The 21,857-nt window shown below is 52.3% G+C and carries 23 protein-coding genes, 3 tRNA genes and 1 riboswitch; of the genes, 3 read left to right on the top strand and 23 right to left on the bottom strand.

Annotated elements, in window-relative coordinates:
* Positions 1 to 58 precede the first annotated feature (58 nt).
* On the bottom strand, positions 59 to 616 hold the full coding sequence (locus ACRTGH_RS11430; RefSeq protein ID WP_368845909.1) for a cell division protein SepF: 558 nt from the start codon (positions 614 to 616) through the stop codon (positions 59 to 61).
* A gap of 205 nt (positions 617 to 821) precedes the next feature.
* Positions 822 to 2,639: a translational GTPase TypA gene (typA, locus tag ACRTGH_RS11435; protein ID WP_368845908.1), complete on the bottom strand. Its 1,818-nt coding sequence runs from the start codon at positions 2,637 to 2,639 to the stop codon at positions 822 to 824.
* A 359-nt stretch (positions 2,640 to 2,998) separates the two neighbouring features.
* On the opposite strand from typA, the gene ACRTGH_RS11440 reads away from it, so the two are divergent.
* Positions 2,999 to 4,963, top strand: a complete 1,965-nt coding sequence (locus ACRTGH_RS11440) for a methyl-accepting chemotaxis protein (protein WP_368845907.1) — start codon at positions 2,999 to 3,001, stop codon at positions 4,961 to 4,963.
* A gap of 245 nt (positions 4,964 to 5,208) precedes the next feature.
* The gene (locus ACRTGH_RS11445; RefSeq protein ID WP_368845906.1) at positions 5,209 to 6,963 is read left to right on the top strand and encodes an Rqc2 family fibronectin-binding protein; all 1,755 of its coding nucleotides are present in this window, start codon (positions 5,209 to 5,211) and stop codon (positions 6,961 to 6,963) included.
* Between the two features lie 43 nt (positions 6,964 to 7,006).
* Here the strand turns inward: ACRTGH_RS11445 and dut are convergent, their stop codons facing one another.
* Genes dut through ACRTGH_RS11465 form a run of 4 tightly spaced genes read right to left on the bottom strand, consistent with a single transcriptional unit; the run spans position 7,007 to position 9,406 of the window.
* Positions 7,007 to 7,462: a dUTP diphosphatase gene (dut, locus tag ACRTGH_RS11450; RefSeq protein ID WP_368846222.1), complete on the bottom strand. Its 456-nt coding sequence runs from the start codon at positions 7,460 to 7,462 to the stop codon at positions 7,007 to 7,009.
* Positions 7,463 to 7,518: 56 nt separating this feature from the next.
* Complete coding sequence (gene hfq, locus ACRTGH_RS11455; protein WP_368846221.1) at positions 7,519 to 7,761, bottom strand: RNA chaperone Hfq; 243 nt, start codon at positions 7,759 to 7,761, stop codon at positions 7,519 to 7,521.
* A 23-nt stretch (positions 7,762 to 7,784) separates the two neighbouring features.
* Positions 7,785 to 8,732, bottom strand: coding sequence for a tRNA (adenosine(37)-N6)-dimethylallyltransferase MiaA (gene miaA, locus ACRTGH_RS11460; protein WP_368845905.1), 948 nt, complete (start codon positions 8,730 to 8,732; stop codon positions 7,785 to 7,787).
* On the bottom strand, positions 8,729 to 9,406 hold the full coding sequence (locus ACRTGH_RS11465; protein ID WP_368845904.1) for a metal-dependent hydrolase: 678 nt from the start codon (positions 9,404 to 9,406) through the stop codon (positions 8,729 to 8,731). The genes miaA and ACRTGH_RS11465 overlap by 4 nt, the downstream gene beginning before the upstream one ends.
* Positions 9,407 to 9,634: 228 nt before the next feature.
* Here ACRTGH_RS11465 and ACRTGH_RS11470 point away from each other — a divergent pair, with 228 nt between their 5' ends.
* Positions 9,635 to 10,336, top strand: coding sequence for a thiamine diphosphokinase (locus ACRTGH_RS11470; protein ID WP_368845903.1), 702 nt, complete (start codon positions 9,635 to 9,637; stop codon positions 10,334 to 10,336).
* On the opposite strand, the gene ACRTGH_RS11475 is transcribed toward ACRTGH_RS11470, so the two are convergent.
* From ACRTGH_RS11475 to rplJ, 17 genes are all read right to left on the bottom strand, one after another.
* Positions 10,324 to 11,214: a TrmH family RNA methyltransferase gene (locus ACRTGH_RS11475; RefSeq protein WP_368845902.1), complete on the bottom strand. Its 891-nt coding sequence runs from the start codon at positions 11,212 to 11,214 to the stop codon at positions 10,324 to 10,326. The genes ACRTGH_RS11470 and ACRTGH_RS11475 overlap by 13 nt on opposite strands.
* Before the next feature lie 80 nt (positions 11,215 to 11,294).
* Positions 11,295 to 11,648, bottom strand: coding sequence for a 50S ribosomal protein L20 (gene rplT, locus ACRTGH_RS11480; RefSeq protein WP_368845901.1), 354 nt, complete (start codon positions 11,646 to 11,648; stop codon positions 11,295 to 11,297).
* A gap of 47 nt (positions 11,649 to 11,695) precedes the next feature.
* Entirely contained in the window at positions 11,696 to 11,893 is a 198-nt protein-coding gene (rpmI, locus tag ACRTGH_RS11485) for a 50S ribosomal protein L35 (protein ID WP_368845900.1), read from the bottom strand.
* A complete protein-coding gene (gene infC / locus ACRTGH_RS11490; protein WP_438474892.1) occupies positions 11,893 to 12,426 on the bottom strand; it encodes a translation initiation factor IF-3 in 534 nt (177 codons plus the stop codon). The genes rpmI and infC overlap by 1 nt, the downstream gene beginning before the upstream one ends.
* Before the next feature lie 276 nt (positions 12,427 to 12,702).
* A complete protein-coding gene (gene metK / locus ACRTGH_RS11495; RefSeq protein WP_368846219.1) occupies positions 12,703 to 13,890 on the bottom strand; it encodes a methionine adenosyltransferase in 1,188 nt (395 codons plus the stop codon).
* 228 nt (positions 13,891 to 14,118) lie between these two features.
* Positions 14,119 to 14,223, bottom strand: a riboswitch (SAM riboswitch).
* Positions 14,224 to 14,269: 46 nt separating this feature from the next.
* Positions 14,270 to 15,472 carry a bifunctional phosphopantothenoylcysteine decarboxylase/phosphopantothenate--cysteine ligase CoaBC gene (gene coaBC / locus ACRTGH_RS11500; RefSeq protein WP_368845899.1) on the bottom strand — a complete coding sequence of 401 codons (1,203 nt, stop codon included), beginning with the start codon at positions 15,470 to 15,472 and terminating at the stop codon, positions 14,270 to 14,272.
* Positions 15,472 to 15,684 carry a DNA-directed RNA polymerase subunit omega gene (gene rpoZ / locus ACRTGH_RS11505; protein ID WP_368845898.1) on the bottom strand — a complete coding sequence of 71 codons (213 nt, stop codon included), beginning with the start codon at positions 15,682 to 15,684 and terminating at the stop codon, positions 15,472 to 15,474. Before rpoZ ends, coaBC begins: the two co-directional genes overlap by 1 nt.
* Positions 15,685 to 15,686: 2 nt before the next feature.
* Complete coding sequence (gene gmk / locus ACRTGH_RS11510; RefSeq protein ID WP_368845897.1) at positions 15,687 to 16,301, bottom strand: guanylate kinase; 615 nt, start codon at positions 16,299 to 16,301, stop codon at positions 15,687 to 15,689.
* On the bottom strand, positions 16,298 to 16,576 hold the full coding sequence (gene remA, locus ACRTGH_RS11515; protein WP_368845896.1) for an extracellular matrix/biofilm regulator RemA: 279 nt from the start codon (positions 16,574 to 16,576) through the stop codon (positions 16,298 to 16,300). Before remA ends, gmk begins: the two co-directional genes overlap by 4 nt.
* Positions 16,577 to 16,589: 13 nt before the next feature.
* The gene (locus ACRTGH_RS11520; RefSeq protein WP_368846218.1) at positions 16,590 to 17,459 is read right to left on the bottom strand and encodes a YicC/YloC family endoribonuclease; all 870 of its coding nucleotides are present in this window, start codon (positions 17,457 to 17,459) and stop codon (positions 16,590 to 16,592) included.
* Positions 17,460 to 17,671: 212 nt separating this feature from the next.
* A complete protein-coding gene (locus ACRTGH_RS11525; protein WP_368845895.1) occupies positions 17,672 to 19,291 on the bottom strand; it encodes a peptide chain release factor 3 in 1,620 nt (539 codons plus the stop codon).
* Positions 19,292 to 19,306: 15 nt separating this feature from the next.
* Positions 19,307 to 20,377, bottom strand: a complete 1,071-nt coding sequence (locus tag ACRTGH_RS11530) for a tartrate dehydrogenase (protein ID WP_368845894.1) — start codon at positions 20,375 to 20,377, stop codon at positions 19,307 to 19,309.
* Positions 20,378 to 20,466: 89 nt separating this feature from the next.
* A tRNA-Cys gene (locus tag ACRTGH_RS11535) sits at positions 20,467 to 20,541 on the bottom strand.
* Positions 20,542 to 20,544: 3 nt separating this feature from the next.
* Positions 20,545 to 20,619: transfer RNA gene (locus tag ACRTGH_RS11540), tRNA-Gly, on the bottom strand.
* A gap of 6 nt (positions 20,620 to 20,625) precedes the next feature.
* Positions 20,626 to 20,702, bottom strand: a tRNA-Asp gene (locus ACRTGH_RS11545).
* Positions 20,703 to 20,819: 117 nt separating this feature from the next.
* Positions 20,820 to 21,194, bottom strand: a complete 375-nt coding sequence (gene rplL / locus ACRTGH_RS11550; protein WP_368845893.1) for a 50S ribosomal protein L7/L12 — start codon at positions 21,192 to 21,194, stop codon at positions 20,820 to 20,822.
* 96 nt (positions 21,195 to 21,290) lie between these two features.
* On the bottom strand, positions 21,291 to 21,836 hold the full coding sequence (gene rplJ, locus ACRTGH_RS11555; protein ID WP_368845892.1) for a 50S ribosomal protein L10: 546 nt from the start codon (positions 21,834 to 21,836) through the stop codon (positions 21,291 to 21,293).
* Between the last annotated feature and the right edge of the window lie 21 nt (positions 21,837 to 21,857).

Here is a 21,857-nt window from a genome sequence, read left to right on the forward strand (position 1 = left end):
TGCAAAAAAAGGACAAAGCAATCAACTCATTGACCGCTCTGCCCTGAATGTATTTCCCTTAATTCTCCAAAGGAATCGGTTCCGCATCATACACATTGACGCCATCCGGAGCATAAAGCACCATCGACGTGGAAACGCGCTTGACTTCGCCGTTCATGATATAGCAAACACCATTGACGAAATCGCAAATGCGCCTTTGTTCCTCAAGCTCGACACGTTCATAGTTCACAAGCACCGCCTTGCCGGCCTTCAGATCATCCGCAATTTCCGGAACTTGATCAAAGCTGCGCGGCACATAGATCTTCACATTGAGCGAAGGAATCTGTGTCGTATGAACTGTCAGCTTCGGGCGCTCCGTTGTACCTGTCACGCGCGGACGCGGCGAACGCATTTGCCCTGTATATGGTGTCCGAAGCGGACGTACCGCCGTTTGGCGCAAGGGCGGCTCCATTGTCTCGTATTGCACGGGCGCCCCATTGACAACTTTTCTCTCCTCAAAAACAGACGTCGTTCCCGTCCGTACCGCTGCCTGCTCTTCCTCTCTTGCAGGTTCCTGCCTGACGACCTCTTCCTCCATAGGCATGAGGAAGTCCGTCACCTTCTTTAAAAAATCCACCGCTTCCGCCTCCACAGCAATATAAAGATAATAGCGACAAAAAAACCGAACAAACGATTGGAAATTCCTTAATGAATCCTAACTGCTAACTTCGCTATACTTTTCGGAAATCCTCCTAAAAAAATTAAGTCGCCAAAACTTTTTTTCGGAAACCGCACACCTGTACGGACGGTTTCCGAAAAATCGAAGCTACAGAGCGATCTTCTCACTTTCGTGCATTCTTGTTTGCACGCCCGCGAGCCGTGCGGTCAAGAATCGTTTTTCTCAGGCGGATATTCTCGGGTGTGACTTCGACAAGCTCATCCTCATTGATATATTCCAATGCCTGTTCAAGGCTCAAAATACGCGGCGGTACAAGGCGGATCGCCTCATCCGAGGAAGATGTGCGCATGTTAGAAACATTCTTTTTCTTGCAGGGATTGATGTCGATATCGAGCTCACGCGAATTCTCGCCTACAATCATGCCCTCATACACCTGCTGTCCCGGAGAAATAAACATCGTGCCGCGATCCTGCAGCGTATAGATGCCGTATCCCGTCGTCTCACCTTGCTCGAAAGCCACAAGCGAGCCGCGTGTACGCCCCGGAATATCCCCCTTATAGGGGACGTAGCCGCAAAACACATGGTTCATGATGCCATTGCCCTTCGTATTGGTCAAGAGCTCCGAGCGGAAACCGATGAGACCGCGCGCCGGAATCACAAACTCCATGCGCATATAGCCTGAAACCTCTGTCATGTTGGACAGCTCTGCTTTACGCGTGCCCAGGGACTCCATGACCGTGCCCATATATTCCTGCGGCACCTCGATCGTGAGATTTTCCATAGGCTCGCACCTTTGTCCATTGATCGTCTTATAGACGACTTCGGGCTTGCCGACCTGCAGCTCGTATCCCTCGCGGCGCATCGTTTCGATAAGTATGGAAAGATGCAGCTCACCACGTCCCGATACCTTGAAGACATCTGCAGAATCTGTTTCCTCCACGCGCAGGCTCACATTCGTTTCGACTTCCCTGAAAAGTCGGTCGCGCAAATGACGCGAGGTGACGAACTGGCCTTCCCTGCCGGCAAACGGGCTCGTATTGACACCAAAGGTCATGGAAAGTGTCGGCTCGTCAATGTTGATGGTCGGCAGAGCCTCCGGGTTTTCCGCATCCGCCACTGTATAGCCAATACTGACCTCCCCCAGCCCCGTCAAAGCAACGATTTCCCCGAGCCCTGCCTCGGGCACCTCGACACGTTTCAGGCCTTGATAAACAAACACCTTGCCGACGCGCGCCTTCGACTCGTGATCGCCACTGATAAGCGCAACCCCTTGGTTCGCCTTGACACTGCCGCGAATGATGCGGCCAACAGCAACCTTTCCCACATATTCATCGGCCTCGAGTGTAGTAACCATCATTTGGAGCGTGCCGTCCGCATCGCCCGATGGAGGAGGGATCTCCTTGACGATTGTTTCCATCAGCGGCTCAAGACTGCTGCTTTCGTCCTCCATTTGATACTTTGCCACACCCTCGCGAGCCGTCGCATAGATACAAGGGAAATCAAGCTGCTCGTCGTCAGCGTCAAGTTCCATGAAAAGCTCAAGAACCTCATCATACACATCATCGACACGCTGGTCAGGACGGTCGATCTTATTGATGACGACAATGGGCTTGAGTTTTTGTTCAAGCGCCTTCCTGAGCACATACTTCGTCTGAGGCATCGGACCTTCAAAGGCATCGACAAGCAACAGCACTCCATCCACCATATTGAGCACGCGTTCCACTTCGCCGCCGAAATCGGCATGACCCGGCGTATCGACGATATTGATCTTTACGTCATTATAGAGAATGGATGTATTCTTGGAAAGAATCGTGATACCGCGCTCACGCTCCAGGTCACCAGAATCCATAACGCGCTCGGCAACCTGCTCGTTCGAGCGGAAAACATGGCTTTGCCTGAGCATCGCGTCCACCAACGTCGTCTTGCCGTGGTCAACGTGGGCGATGATTGCGATATTCCTCAACTTTTCATTTACATTCATTTTTGTCCGACTTCCTCCTAGTTAGCAACCATGTATATAACAGTACAATTCTATTATAGTTGTTCTGCAATGTCAAATCATTTTCCATTTGATAAAATTGACCCAAAAGCCCTGGTTGCCTAACAATATTTTCAACTTGCTCCTCCCTTCTCTCAAAACAAATATTTTTCAGATTGTCCGGCAACACTTCACTTTTTAAAGCCATAAAACTTTCATAATACATTTATGTCCTGGTTTTAATCAGAAGATTTTCCTATTTAGTCGCAAAACTTCTTGCTTTTCTTGATTAAATATAGTATTATTTTACTATATAAATCCGTATATTCCATTATTATTAGGACTTTTCAGGGGGTACAGCAATGAAATTACGAGTAAAGATGCTTCTCTGGGTAGGAATTCCCTTCTGCATCATCTTTTTCGCCGTCTCCATATTCAGCTACTGGAACGCCAGTACGCTTCTTATCGAGGCGACCCAAAAAGAAATGATGACGCTGGCCGAGCTTGATGCGGAACAGGTCAACGAAACAATCCAAAGACAGAGAGATGTCCTCGATGGGCTGACAGAAGCTTGGGCAGGCAACCTTCCTTCAAATGAAGCCTTTGCCCCCATCGGTGCAAGTTTCATGAAACGCAGCGAGGTCAATACACTTTTTATCGGCTTTCCGGAACGCGATTTCCTTGACAGTCAGGAGGGCGTCGTGCCCAAGTCCGAATTCGACGCGACTTCTCGAGATTGGTACAAAGAAGCTGTCCAAAAAGACGGCGTGCAGATCTCCGATATCTATCTGGACAGTTTCCAAAACATCAAAGTCGTGACCTTGAGCAAAGCCGTGCGAAACAATAATGAGCTCTTGGGGGTTGTCGCCGCAGATATCCTTTTCGACGAGATTGAAAAGAAAGTCGCTTCCTTCAAGGTAGGCGAAACGGGCGAGGCTTTCATGCTCGATGCTTCCGGACGCTTCATCGCCCATCCCGCGCTGACGCTTGACGATAATGTGCACGACGAAGGCGAGGACAAAGCAAAAAAATTCCTCTCCAAAGAACCTATTTTCTTTGAATCAAGCTACCAAGGCGTCGATATGTTTTATGCCGTACACCCCGTGGGCGATACCGGCTGGTCTTTGATCCTCTTTGTGCCGCAAGAGGAAATCTTTGCCGCTGTCGCACACCTCAAATGGCTCATGATCGCTTGCGCCCTCACCGCCCTGCTCCTTTTGGGCAGTATTCTCTATTACATTGCCCGTTCCATTTCCCACCCCATCGAGGAACTCGCCGCTGTTGCCACAAAAGTGGCGCAAGGTGATCTGACAACCCATATGGCTCCAACTGACCGCCAAGATGAAATCGGCAGTCTGCACAACAGCTTCTGCCAGATGACAAACGGTTTGCAAAGCCTCATCCGTCAGACAGCCCAAACATCGGAGCAGCTTGCCGCCTCATCGGAAGAGCTTACCGCCTCCGCTGACCAATCCGCCCAAGGTGCACAGCAAACATCGGAGGCTGTCGTCAGAATCACCGGCGAGGCGCAGGAACAAGGCCATGTCGTAACAGAATCCCTGCAAACAGTAAACGATATCACAACGGCCATGAACGAAATCAATGCAGGCGTCGGCGATGTCTCGAATGCAGTGGAGCGCGTCGAATCCGCAACGACCGAGGGGCAACAAGGCCTCAACGTAGCCGTCAAAGGAATGCAGGTGCTCAACGAAAGCTCACAAGATGTCGCGGATGCAGTGACCGCACTCTACGAAAGCTCCAAACGCATCTCAGAAATCGTCGAGATGATTACACAGATCGCGGAACAAACAAACCTTCTTGCCCTAAACGCCGCCATCGAGGCTGCCCGCGCCGGGGAACAAGGACGAGGCTTCACGGTCGTAGCGGAAGAGGTCCGGAAACTGGCCGAACAGTCGGAAGGCGCCGCGCAGGAAATCACCAACCTGATTACTGACAATGCCAAACGCATCGAAGAAACCTTCAAGGTCATGCAGGATCAAAAGGAGCATGTCAGTGAAGGAGTCGAGCAAGTGCATCGGGCAAGCAGACGCTTCGATCGCATCGCTGCGGTCGTACAGGAGCTTTCTGCCAAAGTTTCCGGCATTCTTGAAAGCACGCAGAAAATCCATACGAAAAACATGCGCATGGAGGAATCTGTACATAAACTCAAGTCCGTATCCGATTCCGTACAGGGCGATGCGGAAAATGTTTCTGCCGTATCCCAGGAGCAGGCGGCTTCCATGCAGGAGATTGCAGCCTCAAGCGCCACCCTCGCAAACATGGCCCAAGATTTACAAAAAGCTGTGAGCAAATTCCATCTGGACTAAGCGCGCTGCCATGAAAGCAGCCAAAAGGCGCAGGCAGATTGTCCGTTTTCACGGCAAGGCGGCGCACAATATCACAAAATGGACGTTTGCGCGTATACTTTACAAAAACAAGAAGCCGAGGAGGCGGCATCCATTCCTGGGTGCCGCCTCCTCGGCTTCTTTCTTATAATTGACCGCAGAAAGACATCAATGCTATACTTTATCATACCCTTCAATATTCTAACCCGAAAGAACAGGTGAATCCCATGAGCCTCGATGGATTTTCGACATACCCGCTCACGAAGGAGCTGCATAACGCACTTCTTGGCGGACGCATAGACAAGATCACGCAGCCCAACAAAAGCTCCGTCTTCCTCAATATACGACAACCCGGCCGCAGCTGCCTTTTGCACATCGCGGCAAACCCACAGGCTCCCGCAGTTTTTCTCGCGGAAAAGCAACCCGAGAATCCCGTCGAACCGCCGCTCTTCTGCATGGTTCTGCGCAAACACCTCGAGGGAAGCCGCATTGCCGATATACGCCAGTTCGGCCTTGATCGCATCATCGCACTTGATTTCGACGCACTTGCGGCAGGAGGCAAAATTGTCACAAAAACGCTGCTCATCGAACTCATCGGCAAATACAGCAATATCATTCTGGTACAGGACGGCATGATTCTCGATGCCCTGCGCAAAGTGGGCAGCGCAAACAGCCGCACCCGCACGGTTCTTCCCGGACGGAAGTACCTGCCGCCGCCGGCACAGGATAAGCTTGATCCGCGTACAACAGATATGGACGCCATCATAAAGCGCATCGCCCGGAATCCCGAAGCAACCCTCTACAAGGCTCTGCTGAGCTCTTGTCTCGGCTTTGGTCCTGTCACGGTGCGGGAAACCTTATTCACTGCCGGACTGCCCGAAACGATGACAAGCGCCGAACTCGACGCCAAAGACCATGCTGAGCTTCGCTGCGCCCTCGAAAGCGTCATTGCCGCCTGCATAAAGGAAGAGCTCGCCCCCTGCCTCATCCTTGACGCCAACCGAAAGGTCCTTGCTACCTCTCCTTTCCTGCTGCATCACATGGGCAAAGAAACTGTGCTTTCCTTTCCCACCATCAGCGAAATGCTGGAAAAAGCAACCCGCCTCACGGGGATTTATACGCCGCCGGAAAAGGAACGCCTGAAAAAATTCGTTCGAACGGAGCTTGCGCGCGCGGAAAACAAACTCGCCGTCCTGCGCGAAGAACTCACCCAGGCAGAAAATGCCGAGGAATACAAGAAGTTTGGAGACAATCTTATGACATACGCGCATCTCTTCCGCGACCACGAAGATGCTGCCGTCACCGTCGATGATATTTACAGTGAAGTCGGCGAAAAAATAACCCTGCCGCTCAACCAACGTCTGACTTTGAGCCAAAACATGCAGGCCTTCTACCACAAATACGACAAGCTCAAACGTGCGCAAAAACTTCTCGATGAGCAGCTTTCCTTTTGCAGGGAAAGCATCCGCTACCTGGCAAGTATTGAAAACTCTCTGGAATCCTCTTCCTCTCTGACAGAAATCGAGGAAATCAAAGAGGAGCTCATCAAAAGCGGCTTTTTGCAGGAACAGCTGAAGAAAAAACGCCAGGACAAGCCTTCCTCCCCCTTTCGCTTCAAAACAGAAAGCGGACAGGAAATCCTCGTGGGAAAGAACAATAACCAGAACGACCGCCTGACATTTCAGACGGCTGCACCGGACGATCTATGGCTTCATGCCAAGGATATTCCAGGCTCCCATGTCATCCTGCGCCTTGCGGGCGAAGAGCCGACCGAGGAGAGTCTGTTTCTCGCCGCACAGCTCGCCGCTCATTTCAGCAAAGCGCAGGATTCTTCCAACATACCTGTTGACTACACATACCGCCGCTACGTGAAAAAACCATCTGGCTCCCGTCCCGGCTTTGTCATCTTCACGCATCAAAAAACGCTCTATGTGACCCCGGACGAAGAGAAAATCCGCGGGATGCTTCTCTCGGTGAAATAACCGCAGCCGCTGTATCTGCCTCGCCGCACTGCCGGCGCTTGCCTCATTCCTCCCCCGTCGAGCCAAAGCCGCCTTGGCGGCTCACTCCCCGGCCGGCCTCATCGCCATCGACAACAAGGTATTTGTAGAAAATCCCCTGTGCGATGCGCATGCCCTTTTCCACGAAAACATCTTTTTCCCCGAGATTCAGGACGGCTGCCATGATATGCCCGTCGTTGTCTGCATTGTTATAGTAATCCGAATCAATAATGCCCTGGCTGTTGACGAGCATCAGACAATGCTTGAGGGAAAGCCCCGAGCGTATGTGCAGCCCCAGATATTCATCCTTCTGCATATACGCCTTGAGCCCTGTCGGTACGATCGCCACTTCCCCGCGCTTCAATATACAGTCACACGCCGCCGCAAGATCATATCCAGCACTGCCCGAAGTCTTGCGTTCAGGCAATTCGATTCCTTTCCCCCGATATTCTTCAATGATTTCAAAACCACGCTTTCGCAACTCCATACCCCTTCCTCACAAAAAGCCTTCTCCCTTATGGTGGAGAAGGCTTTTCTCTATTCGCTCCTCTTTTCGGTCTCGCCGGCAGATGCAAGTTTCGTTGCAGCAACCGTGGATATGGCATGCTTGTAAATCAAATGCTGCTTTCCTGAAATCTCCAGTACTACCGTAAAATTATCAAAGCCCCGGACATATCCCTTCATTTGAAACCCATTGAGCAAGTGTATGCTGACCGCCTTGTTTTCCCTGCGCATCTGATTCAAAAAATTATCTTGCAAATTGACTGGTTTTACCGGCATTCCAAGCCCCCCCTTTTTACAATTCATTTGCAGCGTATCATGAAAAACCGCCTTATATCCGTATAAATCTTGGTGCAAAGCATCTCTTCGGAAATGTTTTCGGCATCATACCAATGGATGTAGGGCATTTTTCTAAACCAAGTCATCTGGCGTTTCGCAAAATGACGCGTCGCCTTCTTGATTTCCTCCTCAGCCTCCGACCTGTCCATGCAACCGGCAAGATATGCCACTGTTTCCTTGTAGCCAATGCCCTTCATAGCCTGGCACGCAGCGGATACGCCACCCGAAAGCAGATGCCGCACTTCCTCTTCCAATCCATCTCGCAGCATGATATCGACCCGTTCTTCAATTCGTTCGTACAGCTTCTGCCGATCGCGCCTAAGCCCGACGACATAGGCATCATAAACAAGGCCTCCAGCCTCTGCTTCACGGCTTTTTGAAATGCGCTCCTGCCCCAGAGCAGCGACTTCAAGAGCACGAACGACGCGCCTGAAATCATTGACATGAAGGCGTCCTGCCGCTTCCGGATCAACCTTTTGCAAAAGCCCATGCACAAAATCCTTGCCCTTCTCCTGCGCCATGGTCTCAATCCGCTCACGGTAAGCCGCATTGCCTGCAGTTTTATTGAACGCATATCCCTCAAGCAGAGATTTGATGTAAAGCCCCGTGCCGCCGACGATGAACGGCAGCCTGCCCCGTGCTTCGATGCAAGCAATCTTTTTTGCGGCCAGGCGCTGAAAATCCGTTACGCTGAACGAAGCCGACGGTTCGAGTATATCAATGAGGTGATGCGGCACAACCTCCCTTTCCTCAAGCGTCGGTTTTGCCGTGCCGATATCGAAGCCCCGATAAAAGAGCATGGAGTCTCCCGAGATGATCTCCGCTCCAAGTTTCCTGGCCAGAGCCAAGGACAGCGCCGTTTTCCCCACGGCTGTAGGCCCCAAAAGAACCACGAGCCTGCTTTTTTTCATACAAGCTCCAGCGAGCCTCCGGGCTTCACAATGTGCACGGCAGCACGCGTCATCTCCTCGGTCACTTCCTTGTATTTCACTGCATCCTGCGCGACAACAGGCCATGTATTATAATGAATCGGAATGACATTCTTGGTGTTGAGCCACTGTGCGGCAAGAGCGGCATCCTCAAGACCCATCGTGTAATTGTCCCCGATGGGCAGGATGGCATAATCCAAAGGATCCTTCTGCCCGATGAGCTTCATGTCGCTGAAAAGTGCCGTATCGCCCGCAAAATAAACATTCAAGCCTGCCATATGGATGACATAACCGCAGGCAATGCCACCGGGCACCCCCGAGCTGTGCCATGCCATCGTCATACGAACTTTGCCGAACGGAAGTTTCACCGAGCCGCCGATATTCATGCCATGCGTCTTCAGGCCGTTCTCCTGTTCCAAACAAACGTTGAGAACCTCCGGAATTCCGAGAATGGTTGCTCCCGTCCGCTTGGCGATAGCCGCTGCGTCGCCGAGATGGTCGCTGTGGGCATGGGTCAGCAAGATATAGTCGCACGCCACCTCTTCGGGTGCAATAGCCGCCAGAGGATTGCCCGTGAGAAATGGATCCGTTAAAACTTTTGCCTTTCCGTCATCGAGCAAAAATGAGGCATGGCCATAATAGGTAAAGTTCAGCATACTGCCAACTCCTCTCTAAATAAAACCCAATTGAATCCACAAATGCTAACCACAGCTCCTCAAACTGGCAGGAGCATATAGCTCTATACTGTATAGTTATACATAAAGAGCAAAAAACCTTCCGAACTTCCGGACAGGAATTGCAGAATGCAGAAAAGCATGGTACGCTAAACAGATACGATGCCATACGGTTGACAAGACACCATAAGCATACAAGGAGGCAAACAAATGCCTGCAAATGAATTTCTCCTGCCGCAAGGGCGGCTCATTTTTTCCCATGACCTGCCCGACAACGTCTATACCCTTATCACAGGCGGACGCGCTCCTGCAAAAGACTGGCTGGACGCCGCCCGACGCGGCCATCTTTGGGCACTTGACCACGGCATTGACATCTGCCACGAAATGAAGCTCTTGCCGGAACGGCTGATCGGAGACGGAGACAGCGCCTCTTCCCAAGCATGGGACTGGGCTCTGGCTGCAGGTGTAAGAACGGAGCACTTCAGCCCCCGAAAAGATTTGACAGATACCCAAATCGCCTTACATCGCCTCAAGGAAGCACATACTCCCTGCTTCCTGCTCATCACCGGCGCTTTCGGCGGACGCTTCGATCACGCCATGAGCACGATCTTTTCCTTCGCTCACATGCATCTGCCGGGCCTTCTTGCCGACGAGAAAGAAGCTTGCTTCTTCCTGCGAGGAAACGAACGCCTTGCCTTTGCCGCAGAAAAAAAGGCAAAGGCGATTTCACTCCTGCCCATGACGGAAGAATGCCTTGGCGTAAATCTTGAAGGCACCGCTTGGCCGCTCCAAGACGCTCGCCTCAGCCAGCACGAGCCGTACGCCGTATCCAACGAATTCGCTGTCGAAAGCTCTTCCTTCAGCGTTTCCCTTGCCAAAGGGGTGCTCGCCGTTTACCTCTATTGGGAATGACGGCCAAATCCCCGCCTGACGGCGGCCGCCTCATAGAGCACCAGGGCAGCCGCCGTGGAAACATTGAGCGATTCCGCCTGCCCAAACATCGGAATAAAGATTTTCCGAGCAGCCATCGCTTGAAGTTCGCTGGAAATGCCCTTTCCCTCATTGCCAAAGGCAAGCGCGATGCCGCCATTGTAATTTGCTTCATAATACGGCCTTGCCGCCTCATCGAGAACCGCCGCCAACAAATCGATGCCTTCCCGGCATAAAAAATCCTGCAGCTCCTGCCTCGAAACATCCGAAACAAGCGGCAGATGAAAAATAGAACCCATACTGGCGCGCACCGTCTTGCCCGAAAAAACGTCCAGAGTATTGTGTAGGAGTATGACGCCGTCCGCACCGGCCGCATCTGCTGTGCGTAAAATTGTCCCCGCATTGCCCGGATCCTGTACGCCGTCAAGCACCACAAGCAAAGGCCCGTTCTTTTCCGGCGAGCTTTTGGCGACATCCACCGCCCGTGCTTCAGCAGAGGTTTTCATACCGCAGCTCTTTCCGGTGCAAAGTTCCGCAAGGGACGTGGCCTTTTCCTCCAACACAAGCAAAATGCCCTGCGGCGTCTCGGTATCGCTTGCCTTTTTATAGACCTCATGCGATGTCTCATAAAGGGGACAACCCCGCGTCGCTATTTGCTCCAAAAGCCGCTTCGCACGCGCTTCCTGCGCCCTTTCCGGCGTAAAGAGACAAAGGCGCAGCCGCCAACCGGACAAAACCGCCATTTCGCAAAGGCGTACTCCTTCAGCAACGAAAACACCTTCCGCCTTGCGCCTCTGCTTTTGCTTCAAACCTGCAATCCATTTGATCTTTTTATTCTGGGCACTCTCGATCCGCTCCATCGTCGCCTCCTACGAGCCAACAGTTCCTTGCTCCCTCGTATAAAAAAAGGGAAGGCATCAGCCTTCCCTTCACCATATCCTTACTGGTTTTCCTTTGCAATAGCGACGAGTTGAGCAAACGCCTTCTCGTCATGAACAGCAAGGTCGGCAAACATCTTGCGGTTGACCTCAATGCCGGCCTTTGTAAGGCCGTTGATGAGACGGCTGTAGGAAATGCCGTTCATGCGAGCTGCTGCATTGATGCGGGCAATCCAGAGTTTGCGGAACTCACCCTTCTTCGCGCGACGATCGCGACGGGCGTAATAAAGAGCCTTCATGACGGTCTCATTGGCCTTCTTGAACTGCTTGCTCTTCGCTCCGCGGTATCCCTTGGCCAACTTCAAAATCTTTTTATGGCGTCGATGTGCGGTTACGCCGGTTTTTACTCTTGGCATATTCCATTCCTCCAATATCTATCCGAAATCTATCGGTTTATAATTCCTCAAACGTTGGGAAGCATCTTCCTTACGCGCTTATGATCTGCTTCCGCGATAAGAGCAGCCTTGCGGAGATTGCGCTTGCGCTTTCTCGTTTTCTTCTCCAGGATATGGCTCTTGAACGCCTTGTTCCTCTTAAACTCACCAGAACCCGTTATGGTGAAACGCTTTGCAGCTGCCCTGCGTGTCTTGACCTTTGGCATTATTGTTTTCCTCCTTTGGTTTGGGCTTTCGGGGCTAAGATCATCGTCATGTTTTTGCCTTCGAGCTTGGCATCCCTTTCGATGGAAACAAGTTCCTTGAGCTGGGCGGAAACCTTGTCCAGAACTTCCCTGCCAAGCTCGGGATGCGACAATTCACGGCCACGGAACATGATGGTAACCTTGACCTTGTTTCCTTCTTCAAGAAAACGAAGAGCATTTTTAAGCTTCACGTCAAAATCATGCTGCTCAATATTGGGGCGCAGCTTGACTTCCTTGACCGTGATGACCTTCTGTCTCTTCTTTGCCTCTTTCTCCCTTTTTTGCTGTTCATAGCGATATTTGCCGAAATCCATGATACGGCATACCGGAGGTTTCGCTTTCGGCGCAACCTCGACAAGATCGAGATGCTGCTCCTCCGCCATCCGCAAGGCATCGCGCGTCTGCATAATACCGAGCTGTTCGCCCGACGCGCTCGTTACGCGTACCTCCCGAATACGGATTTCCTCATTGATCCTTAAAGATTCCCTGCTAATGGGAAAACACCTCCTGGTAAACAAGTCAAAATAAAAGGGCGGCAAACACCACCCTTCATCTTGCACAGAGCAATATGAACCTGACTGACCACGTGCCAGCAGGTGAGAAGCGGCGGCCTCTTCTTGAATTACTCAGCTATACTATCATATATATCTTTTTTCGTCAAGCGTTTTTCTTGGAACGGGCAAAACGGGGAAAACGGACGTCGTACCGAAAGCAGCTTTCTTGCTGCATGCCTGCAGCGGATGACCGCCTATTTTGCCTCTTCCCTACTCTCAAATACCGGCAGCTTTCTTGAGCACTGCCGCCTTGTCCGTCGCTTCCCACGGCAATTCAACATCCGTACGGCCGAAGTGCCCGTAAGCTGCCGTCTGTCCGTAAATCGGACGACGCAGATCCAGATTGCTGATAATGGACGCCGGGCGCAAATCGAAATTCTCGTGTACGATCTTCTCAATCAATACCTCGTCTACCTTGTTCGTGCCGAATGTATCAACCATGATGGAAACGGGGCGCGCAACACCGATCGCATAGGCGAGCTGAATCTCGCAGCGGTCGGCAAGACCCGCCGCGACGACATTCTTCGCCACATAACGTGCAGCATAGGCTGCAGAACGGTCAACCTTCGTGGGATCCTTGCCCGAGAACGCACCGCCGCCGTGACGTGCCATGCCACCATAAGTATCGACGATGATCTTTCTGCCTGTAAGACCCGAATCTCCCTGCGGGCCGCCGATGACGAACTTTCCCGTCGGATTTACGAAGTATTTTGTATCCGCCGTCAGAAGCTCCGCCGGAACAACCGTCTTGATGACCTTTTCAATCATATCCTTGCGGATCGTCTCCAAATCGACTTCCGGATCATGCTGCGTCGAGATGACGATGGTATCGACAGCAACCGGCTTGCCGTCCTCGTAACGAACCGTCACCTGCGTCTTGCCGTCAGGACGCAGATAAGCGAGCTCGCCGCTCTTGCGCACCTCGGCCAAGCGGCGTGCAAGGCGCTGTGCCAACGCAATCGGCAGAGGCATGAACTCGGGCGTCTCATTCGTCGCATAACCAAACATCATACCCTGATCGCCCGCGCCTATGGAATCCGCCACATCGGATTCGCCGGCCTTCGCCTCAAGGGCTTTATCAACGCCGAGCGCGATATCAGCAGACTGCTCATCAAGGGACACGAGAATGCCGCATGTCGCCGCATCAAAACCGTACTTGGCGCGCGTATAGCCAATATTTTCGACTGTCTGGCGGATGATATGCGGGATATCAATATAGCACGAAGTCGAGATTTCACCAACTACATGCACCTGCCCCGTCGTCACCAGCGTTTCGCAGGCCACGCGCCCCATGGGGTCTTGTGCGAGAATCGCGTCAAGAATCGCGTCAGAAATCTGATCTGCCATCTTGTCGGGATGACCTTCCGTCACCGACTCGGAAGTGAACAATACCGTTTTGCTCATGCTAAACTCCATTCTGCCGCCGTCGCCTGCGGCAAAGCCAAAAAACAAGGTGCGACCGTCCTTGTTCACGCAGCTCTTCTGTGAATCAAGCAGCTGCCTTCGGAAAATCGCCGCATGGGTTTGCCCGAAATTCACCGCATTTCAAATACGGAACACGCATCGTTCCACCCCACACTTCCCTCACCAATCAAAAAACTCTCTTTCCTACAAAAAGAGAGTTTTTCTTTGCTCCCATCTTATAGGCAAAAACCTACAGGAATTGGCACCTTTTTGATCTTGTCAACGGTTGCCGCAGCTTCTTCGGGCCAGTCCCTCCACTGCTCTTGATGAGTGATATTCGATTTGACTTCATTATAAGGGAAAGGATAACAAATGTCAACTATTTTTGTAGGAATTCTACGCGGTCAAGAATCAAGGCTGCCAACGCGTCCTTTCCCATCAGCGGGACTTCCTCGACAGAGCCGTCGCGCGAGAGAATCTTCACGAGATTCGTCTCCGTATTGAAGCCGGCACCCGTGCGCGTCACATCATTGGCCACAATGAAATCGAGATTTTTCTTCGTGAGTTTTCGCTGCGCGTATTCCATAAGATTCTGCGTCTCGGCTGCAAAGCCGACAAGAACCTGTCCCGGCTTTTTGCGCGCACCGAGTTCCATCAGAATATCGGGGTTCTTCTCCAAAACGAGAGTAATCTCCTCCGCATTCTTCTTGATTTTTTGGCCCGCGGCTTCCTTTGGACGGTAATCGGCAACAGCCGCTGCCTTGACGATGATATCCGCCTCGACGGCCTCTTGCAGCACTGCCTCGCGCATGGCAAGAGCCGATTCCGTGTGAAGGACACGCATCCCCGGCGGATCCGGCAAAGCCACCGTCCCCCCCGCAACAAGAACGACCTCCGCGCCGCGTCGTGCAGCTTCCTTCGCAACGGCATAGCCCATCTTGCCGCTCGAACGATTGCCAATGAACCGCACGGGATCGATCGCCTCAAGCGTGCCGCCTGCCGTCACCAACACCTTCATGCCGTACAGGGAAGAACTCACGGACAGGGATTTCTCGATCTCACCTACAATATCCACAGGCTCGGGCAAACGCCCCACGCCTGCCGTGCCGCAGGCCAAATACCCCGCAGCCGGTTCGATCTTATGCCAGCCAAGCCGCAAAAGCTTCGCGATATTTTCCTGCGTCACAGGATTTTCATACATCGCACTGTTCATAGCCGGCGCAAAAAAAATCGGCGCTTTGACAGCCAGAAGCGTTGTTGTCAACATATCATCCGCAATCCCGGCGGCCGCTTTCGCAATGATATTCGCCGTAGCAGGGGCAATGAGAAAAATCTCGGCCAACTGCGCCAAAGCGATATGCGCGACATGCCAATGCGACGGCTCGGTCCACATATCTGTCGTCACCGGCTGTCCCGTGATTTCACGGAACGTCAGGGGAGCGACGAAATGCGTCGCTTCCTGCGTCATGATGACATGGACTTCCGCCCCTTTTTTTCTGAGACGGCTCGCTATTTCCACGGCCTTATAGGCGGCGATGCCGCCTGTAACGCCCAGAACGATCTTCTTCCCTTCGAAAACCATTATTTGATGCCGCCTTTATTGCGCTTGTAAAGAATATCGCCCTCCGATATCTCTTCCAGGGCGACAGTTACATCCTTTGTAGAGGATGCTTCCACTTTTGGCGTCTCTCCATCCAAAAGCTGCCTTGCGCGTTTCGCCGCGAGAACAACAAGCGTATAGCGACTGTCCACCCTTTCCAACAATTTGTTGATTGAAGGATCCGCCATGCTCATGCCTAATCATTCCTTCCTGTTTCGATCCTATCAAAAAGCTCCCCGCTGCGAGAAACGAGATGACGTTCCGCCGCCAAAATGCCCAAAATGGTTTCGACCGCCTTTTCCACCTCATCGTTCGTAACAACGTACTTATAGCGGCGTCCTGCCCTGATTTCATCGACGGCTGCCCCGAGACGCTTTTCGAGCACCTCTTCCGTTTCCGTATCACGTCCGCGAATACGACGCTCAAGTTCAGCAAGCGACGGCGGCAAAATGAAGATATAGACGCCGTCGGGAAATTTCTCCTGTACCTTCATCGCGCCCTGCGTATCGATTTCCAGCAGGATATCCTCTCCGGCTGCAAGTTTTTCCTCGATTTTTTTCAGAGGCGTTCCATAGTAATTGTCATACACCTTGGCCCATTCAAGCAAGGCATCGCTCTCGATCATTTCCTCAAAAGCTGCAGCCGTAAGGAAATAATAGCTCTCACCGTCAATCTCCCCCTCGCGCGGTTGGCGCGTCGTAGCGGAAACCGAATAGGCAAGACCGGTTGCTTTTTCCAAAAGCGCTTGGCAAATCGTGCCCTTTCCTGCACCCGAAGGGCCGGAAACGACGACTAAGAGTCCTTTCCTCATTTTCCGTCCTCTTTCATTTTCGTATCCACATCATCTGACTCAAGCACACGATGCGCCATGGTTTCCGGCTGCACTGCCGAAAGAATTACATGATCGCTGTCCATGACGATGACGGCACGTGTGCGCCTGCCGTAGGTTGCATCGATAATACGTCCGTCGTCCCTTGCCTCCTGCACAATACGCTTGATCGGAGCTGATTCCGGACTGACGATTGCCACGACGCGATTGGCCGAGACGATATTCCCGAACCCTATGTTGATGAGCTTGATGTCCATGCCAGCCCCCTGCTCACTCGATATTCTGCACCTGCTCACGCAGCTTCTCAACCTCGCTCTTGATATCGACAACGAGTTTCGCTGCCTGTGTAAAATTCGCCTTTGAAGCAATGGTATTTGCCTCTCGATTGATCTCCTGAATCAGAAAATCCAGCTTCCTGCCGATTGGCTCATGCATTTCCTCAATGGTTTCCCGAAACTGAGCGATATGGCTTTTAAGGCGCACAATCTCTTCATTATAACTGATGCGATCCGCATAAAGCACCGTTTCCTGCATGATGCGCATCTCATCAATACCCTGCCCCTTGAGCATCTCGTTAAGAACCGCCGACAAATGTGCGCGGTACTTCCCGACGATTTCCGGCTCATAGAAAGCAAGCTTTTCCACGGCTCCACCCAGAAAATCGAGACGAGCGTCAAAATCTCGCCGCGTATGCTCGCCTTCCCGCTCGCGCATCTCAGAAAAGTGGTGCAGCGCACGCTCCAACGACATAAAAAGCAACTCCCTGCTGTCGAGGATATCACGGCTCTCCTCCTGCACTCGAAGCACATCGGGATATACCGCTATTTTACATACATCGGAAGGCGGTGTCAAATGCAGGAAATCGCTCAGTTCATAAAGGGCCTCCCGGTAAGCGTGGGCCAAATTCTTATCGACAAAGACCCTCGCTTCCTTTTCCCTCTTGTCATGAAAAATAATATTGACATCCACCTTGCCGCGTGCCGAAAAATTTTTGATGACTTTGCGCATATCGTTTTCAAAAACATTGAGCACCCGCGGCATGGAAAAAGAAATATCAAGATAACGCTGGTTGACCGATTTCACTTCAACATGAACCTTGTAATTTTCGTTTTCCTGGCCTGCTGCACCAAACCCCGTCATGCTCTTCAAAGCAAACAGCCTCCATCCCAAAAACAATGAACCGCCATAAAAATCCCAGCGACTCGGCCATAGGCACAGACCCTTGGGCTGTTTTCATACCAGCTACGCACCAATGCCCCCATCGTTGCTTTCCCCATTCTACTATGAAACTTGCGGTTCGGCAAGAAAGAAGATTTCGTCAAAATGGCGGTGCTGAATATATCAGCGCTTCCTTAAACTTCCCTGCGATCGACGGGAACCGCATGGAGTTCCAAGTCCGGATTGTTGTCAAGAATCCAGCCCAAAGCCCATTCATTGTTCACGAGAAGCACAGGATTGCCACGACGGTCACGTACAAACATGCCTCGGTCAGCGCCCTTCAACGAAGTCGGCAGCACCTCGCGTCCATCCGGAAAGGCAAGCCACCGCGCAACTTCGTAAGGCTGCATCTGAAGGATGATATCGACATTATACTCGTTCTTGAGGCGGTATTCCAAAACCTCGAACTGCAATGTGCCGACCGTGCCGACAATATAGGCTTCCGCACCGACGCCTTCCTGCACAAAAAGCTGTATGGCGCCTTCCTGCGTCAGCTGTTCGATTCCTTTGACAAACTGCTTGCGTTTCATCGTATCCTTTGTAGAAACACGTGCAAACTTCTCGGGCGGGAACACGGGGAAATCCTCGTACTTGAACTTGCGCGAGACATCCGTCAGCGTATCCCCGATCGAGAAAATCCCTGGGTCGAAAAGCCCGACAATATCCCCCGGAAAAGCCTCGTCTATGATTTGACGATCCTGCGCCAAAAATTGCTGCGGCTGGGCGAGTTTGATAATCTTGCCGGACTTTTCATGCCACACATTCATGTTGCGCCCGAACTCTCCCGAAACAATGCGGATAAAAGCCAGCCTGTCGCGATGCGCCGGATTCATATTCGCCTGGATCTTGAATACAAAAGCAGAAAACTTCTCATCATCCGGCTCGATAAGACCCTCAGACGAAGCTCGCGGAGCAGGCGCAGGAGCCAATCGCAGATATTCCTCCAGGAAATTCTTCACCCCGAAATTTGTCATAGCAGAGCCGAAAAACATCGGCGTGAGCTCGCCTTTATCGATCCGTGCACGGTCAAAAGCCTCTCCTGCCGTATCGAGAAGCTCTATATCATCCCTGAGTGTCTGTCTTTCTTCCTCCGTAAGCTGTGCCATAAAGACGTCGTCATCGACAGAGCCTTTGACGGACACACGCTCTGTCTGCCCGTGGCTCGCATCCGCTGCAAAAAGCTCCACTTCCCGCCGTTCGCGGTCATAGACGCCCTTGTAGCTGCCGTCTGTGCCAATCGGCCAGTTCATCGGATAAGAGCGAATCCCCAGGACTTCCTCAAGCTCATCCATGATATCAAGCGGCGCCTTGCCAAAACGATCCAGCTTGTTCACAAAGGTAAAAATAGGGATATGCCTGTCACGGCAAACCTTGAACAGCTTTTTTGTCTGCGCCTCAACGCCTTTTGCCACATCGAGAATCATGACGGCACTGTCAACAGCCATCAGAGTTCGATATGTATCCTCGCTGAAATCCTGATGTCCCGGCGTATCAAGGATATTGATGCAGTATCCTTCATAGTCGAACTGAAGCACGCTCGATGTGACGGAAATGCCGCGCTGCTTCTCGATCTCCATCCAGTCGGAAACAGCATGGCGCTGTGTTTTGCGTGACTTGATGGAACCGGCCAAATGAATGGCTCCGCCGTAGAGCAGCAGCTTTTCCGTCAGCGTCGTCTTGCCCGCATCCGGATGTGAAATAATGGCAAAAGTGCGCCTCTTCCCGATCTCTTTTCTCAGTCTTTCCTGCGACAAAATAGCTCCTCCAATTCAAACACTTTCCTCAAGCAGCCGCACGACAGCATCTCCCACATCAGTCGTCCGCGCCGTACCGCCCAGATCGGGGGTAAGCGTATTCTTTTCGACAAGCAGCCGTTCCATGGCGCAAAGGATTTTCTTCGCCCATACCCGCTCTTCCCAGAAATCGAGCATCTGGCTGATGGACCAAATAGCGGCCAAGGGATTCGCCAATCCCTGCCCTGCGATATCGGGCGCGGAGCCATGAATCGGCTCGAACATGGACGGGAACCGCCTCTCAGGATTGAGGTTCGCACCCGCTGCCAGACCCATGCCACCTGCAATGGCCGCTCCAAGGTCGGTCAGGATATCACCGAAAAGATTGCTTGTCACAACGACCTCGAAACGCTTGGGATCCTTGACAAAAAACATGCTCGCAGCATCGACGAGATAGGAATGTGTCTCGACATCAGGATAATCTTCCCCCACCTCGCGAAAAATCTCATCCCAAAAAACCATGGAATAACCAAGTGCATTTCCCTTGCTGATGCTTGTCAGCGTCTTTTTTTCCCGCCGAGCCAGATCGTAGGCATAGCGAATGACGCGTTCCGTCCCCCTGCGCGAGAACACACCGGTTTGCAAGGCGATCTCCTCGGGAGTTCCTTGGTAAAGGCGTGCACCGACATTTGCATATTCGCCCTCGCTGTTTTCCCGCACAACAATCATGTCTATATCCTCGCGCGCCACATCTTTCAAGGGGCAAGGCGCACCCTCAAGCAAATGCACGGGACGCAGGTTGATATACTCATCAAAACCCCGGCGAATCTTCAGAAGAAGCCCACCTAATGAAACATGATCCGGCACATCGGGATAACCTACAGCACCGAGATAGATGGCATCAAATCCCTTAAGCTTTTCCATGCCGTCTTCCTCCATCATGCATCCCGTCTTCAAATAGTATTCGCAGCCCCACGGAAATTCCGTAAACGAAACAGAAAACGTTCCCGCAAGCTGCGCGACAGCACGAAGAACCTTCCGTCCCTCAGTCAAAACCTCGGGGCCGATGCCATCGCCCGCGATAACCGCCACATGGTACTGCTTCATACAGCCACCCCTTCCTAAAAAAAAGACTGCCGCAGAAGGAACTTCCTGCAACAGTCTATAGGGAACAGTTCTTCCCCTGCTTATCCTTTTGGAGGCGACACCCAGACTCGAACTGGGGAATAGGGGTTTTGCAGACCCCTGCCTTACCACTTGGCTATGTCGCCGTATGGAGCGGAAAACGAGGCTCGAACTCGCGACCCCCACCTTGGCAAGGTGGTGCTCTACCACTGAGCTACTTCCGCATAAGATGGCGACCCGAAGGGGACTTGAACCCCTGACCTCCGCCGTGACAGGGCGGCATTCTAACCAACTAAACTACCGGGCCATCCGTTGCTGCAATCAGCAACAAATAGTATTATACAGTTGCGAAAAGGGCTTGTCAAGAAAAAATTGCTGGAAGCCTCCTTTTCGGAACACCTCCAGCAATTTTCATAAAGCCAAATTACTTGAGTTCGACCGTCGCGCCAGCCTCTTCGAGCTTTGCCTTGAGCTCCTCGGCTTCTGCCTTTGCGACATTTTCCTTGACCGGAGCCGGAGCGCCGTCGACAAGAGCCTTCGCTTCCTTCAGGCCAAGACCCGTAGCTTCGCGAACCGTCTTGATGACATTGATCTTCTTGTCGCCAGCCGAAGCGAGCACAACCGTAAACTCGCTCTTCTCCTCGCCGCCGGCAGCAGCACCGGCAGCAGCGCCGGCAGCAGCAACCGCAACCGGAGCAGCAGCGCTGACGCCAAACTTCTCTTCCATATCCTTGACGAGCTCGGAAAGCTCAAGGACCGTCATGCCTTCAATGGCCTGCAGGATTTCTTCTTTAGTCATGTTCATATACCTCCATAGAATTACATTTGATTTCTCTTCTTGATTATTCAGCTAACGCCATCGGCGGGAACGCAATCCTGCGATTTCCCCCAAGGTTCAGGCGGAAGCCTGTTCCTTCTGCTTGCGAATAGCCTCAAGCACATAGACCGCATTGCGGATAACACCCTGGAGCACGTTGACAGTACCCGCAATCGGAGACTGCATGCTGCCCAGAAGCTTTGCAATGAGGACTTCGCGCGACGGCAGAGCCGCCAATGCCTTGACCTCGTTGACATCGATGACGCGGCCATCCAAAAGCCCCGCCTTCAGAGTCAGAATACCGGCCTCTTCCAGCTTGTTCTTCTTTATGAACTCGCAGATTGTCTTTGCCGGCGCCACGGCATCCTCGGTGGAAACAGCCAACGCCGTCGTTCCTTCCAAGTGTCCGCAGATTTCATCAAGACCGGCTTCCTTCGCAGCAATGCGTGTCATCGTATTCTTGACAACATGGTAGGAAACTCCTGCTGCGCGCAGCGCACGACGCAGTTCTGTATCCTGGGCCACGGTCAGACCTTTATAGCTTGTGAAAACAGCGCCCTTTGCCGTCGTGAGTTTCTCCTTCAGTTCGGCAACGACCGCCTGTTTCTGTGCATTTACACCCATTCTTGCACCCCCTCTCAATAA

The organism is Selenomonas oralis, assembly GCF_051603425.1.
GTDB classification, from domain to species: domain Bacteria; phylum Bacillota; class Negativicutes; order Selenomonadales; family Selenomonadaceae; genus Selenomonas; species Selenomonas sputigena_A.

Excerpts from the sequence above, each read along its gene's own strand:
- typA (WP_368845908.1), bottom strand. The coding sequence starts at position 2,639 with ATGAATGTAAATGAAAAGTTGAGGAATATCGCAATCATCGCCCACGTT.
- ACRTGH_RS11440 (WP_368845907.1), top strand. The coding sequence starts at position 2,999 with ATGAAATTACGAGTAAAGATGCTTCTCTGGGTAGGAATTCCCTTCTGC.
- ACRTGH_RS11445 (WP_368845906.1), top strand. The coding sequence starts at position 5,209 with ATGAGCCTCGATGGATTTTCGACATACCCGCTCACGAAGGAGCTGCAT.
- hfq (WP_368846221.1), bottom strand. The coding sequence starts at position 7,761 with ATGCCGGTAAAACCAGTCAATTTGCAAGATAATTTTTTGAATCAGATG.
- miaA (WP_368845905.1), bottom strand. The coding sequence starts at position 8,732 with ATGAAAAAAAGCAGGCTCGTGGTTCTTTTGGGGCCTACAGCCGTGGGG.
- ACRTGH_RS11465 (WP_368845904.1), bottom strand. The coding sequence starts at position 9,406 with ATGCTGAACTTTACCTATTATGGCCATGCCTCATTTTTGCTCGATGAC.
- ACRTGH_RS11470 (WP_368845903.1), top strand. The coding sequence starts at position 9,635 with ATGCCTGCAAATGAATTTCTCCTGCCGCAAGGGCGGCTCATTTTTTCC.
- ACRTGH_RS11475 (WP_368845902.1), bottom strand. The coding sequence starts at position 11,214 with ATGGAGCGGATCGAGAGTGCCCAGAATAAAAAGATCAAATGGATTGCA.
- rplT (WP_368845901.1), bottom strand. The coding sequence starts at position 11,648 with ATGCCAAGAGTAAAAACCGGCGTAACCGCACATCGACGCCATAAAAAG.
- rpmI (WP_368845900.1), bottom strand. The coding sequence starts at position 11,893 with ATGCCAAAGGTCAAGACACGCAGGGCAGCTGCAAAGCGTTTCACCATA.
- metK (WP_368846219.1), bottom strand. The coding sequence starts at position 13,890 with ATGAGCAAAACGGTATTGTTCACTTCCGAGTCGGTGACGGAAGGTCAT.
- coaBC (WP_368845899.1), bottom strand. The coding sequence starts at position 15,472 with ATGGTTTTCGAAGGGAAGAAGATCGTTCTGGGCGTTACAGGCGGCATC.
- rpoZ (WP_368845898.1), bottom strand. The coding sequence starts at position 15,684 with ATGAGCATGGCGGATCCTTCAATCAACAAATTGTTGGAAAGGGTGGAC.
- gmk (WP_368845897.1), bottom strand. The coding sequence starts at position 16,301 with ATGAGGAAAGGACTCTTAGTCGTCGTTTCCGGCCCTTCGGGTGCAGGA.
- remA (WP_368845896.1), bottom strand. The coding sequence starts at position 16,576 with ATGGACATCAAGCTCATCAACATAGGGTTCGGGAATATCGTCTCGGCC.
- ACRTGH_RS11520 (WP_368846218.1), bottom strand. The coding sequence starts at position 17,459 with ATGACGGGGTTTGGTGCAGCAGGCCAGGAAAACGAAAATTACAAGGTT.
- ACRTGH_RS11530 (WP_368845894.1), bottom strand. The coding sequence starts at position 20,377 with ATGAAGCAGTACCATGTGGCGGTTATCGCGGGCGATGGCATCGGCCCC.
- rplL (WP_368845893.1), bottom strand. The coding sequence starts at position 21,194 with ATGACTAAAGAAGAAATCCTGCAGGCCATTGAAGGCATGACGGTCCTT.
- rplJ (WP_368845892.1), bottom strand. The coding sequence starts at position 21,836 with ATGGGTGTAAATGCACAGAAACAGGCGGTCGTTGCCGAACTGAAGGAG.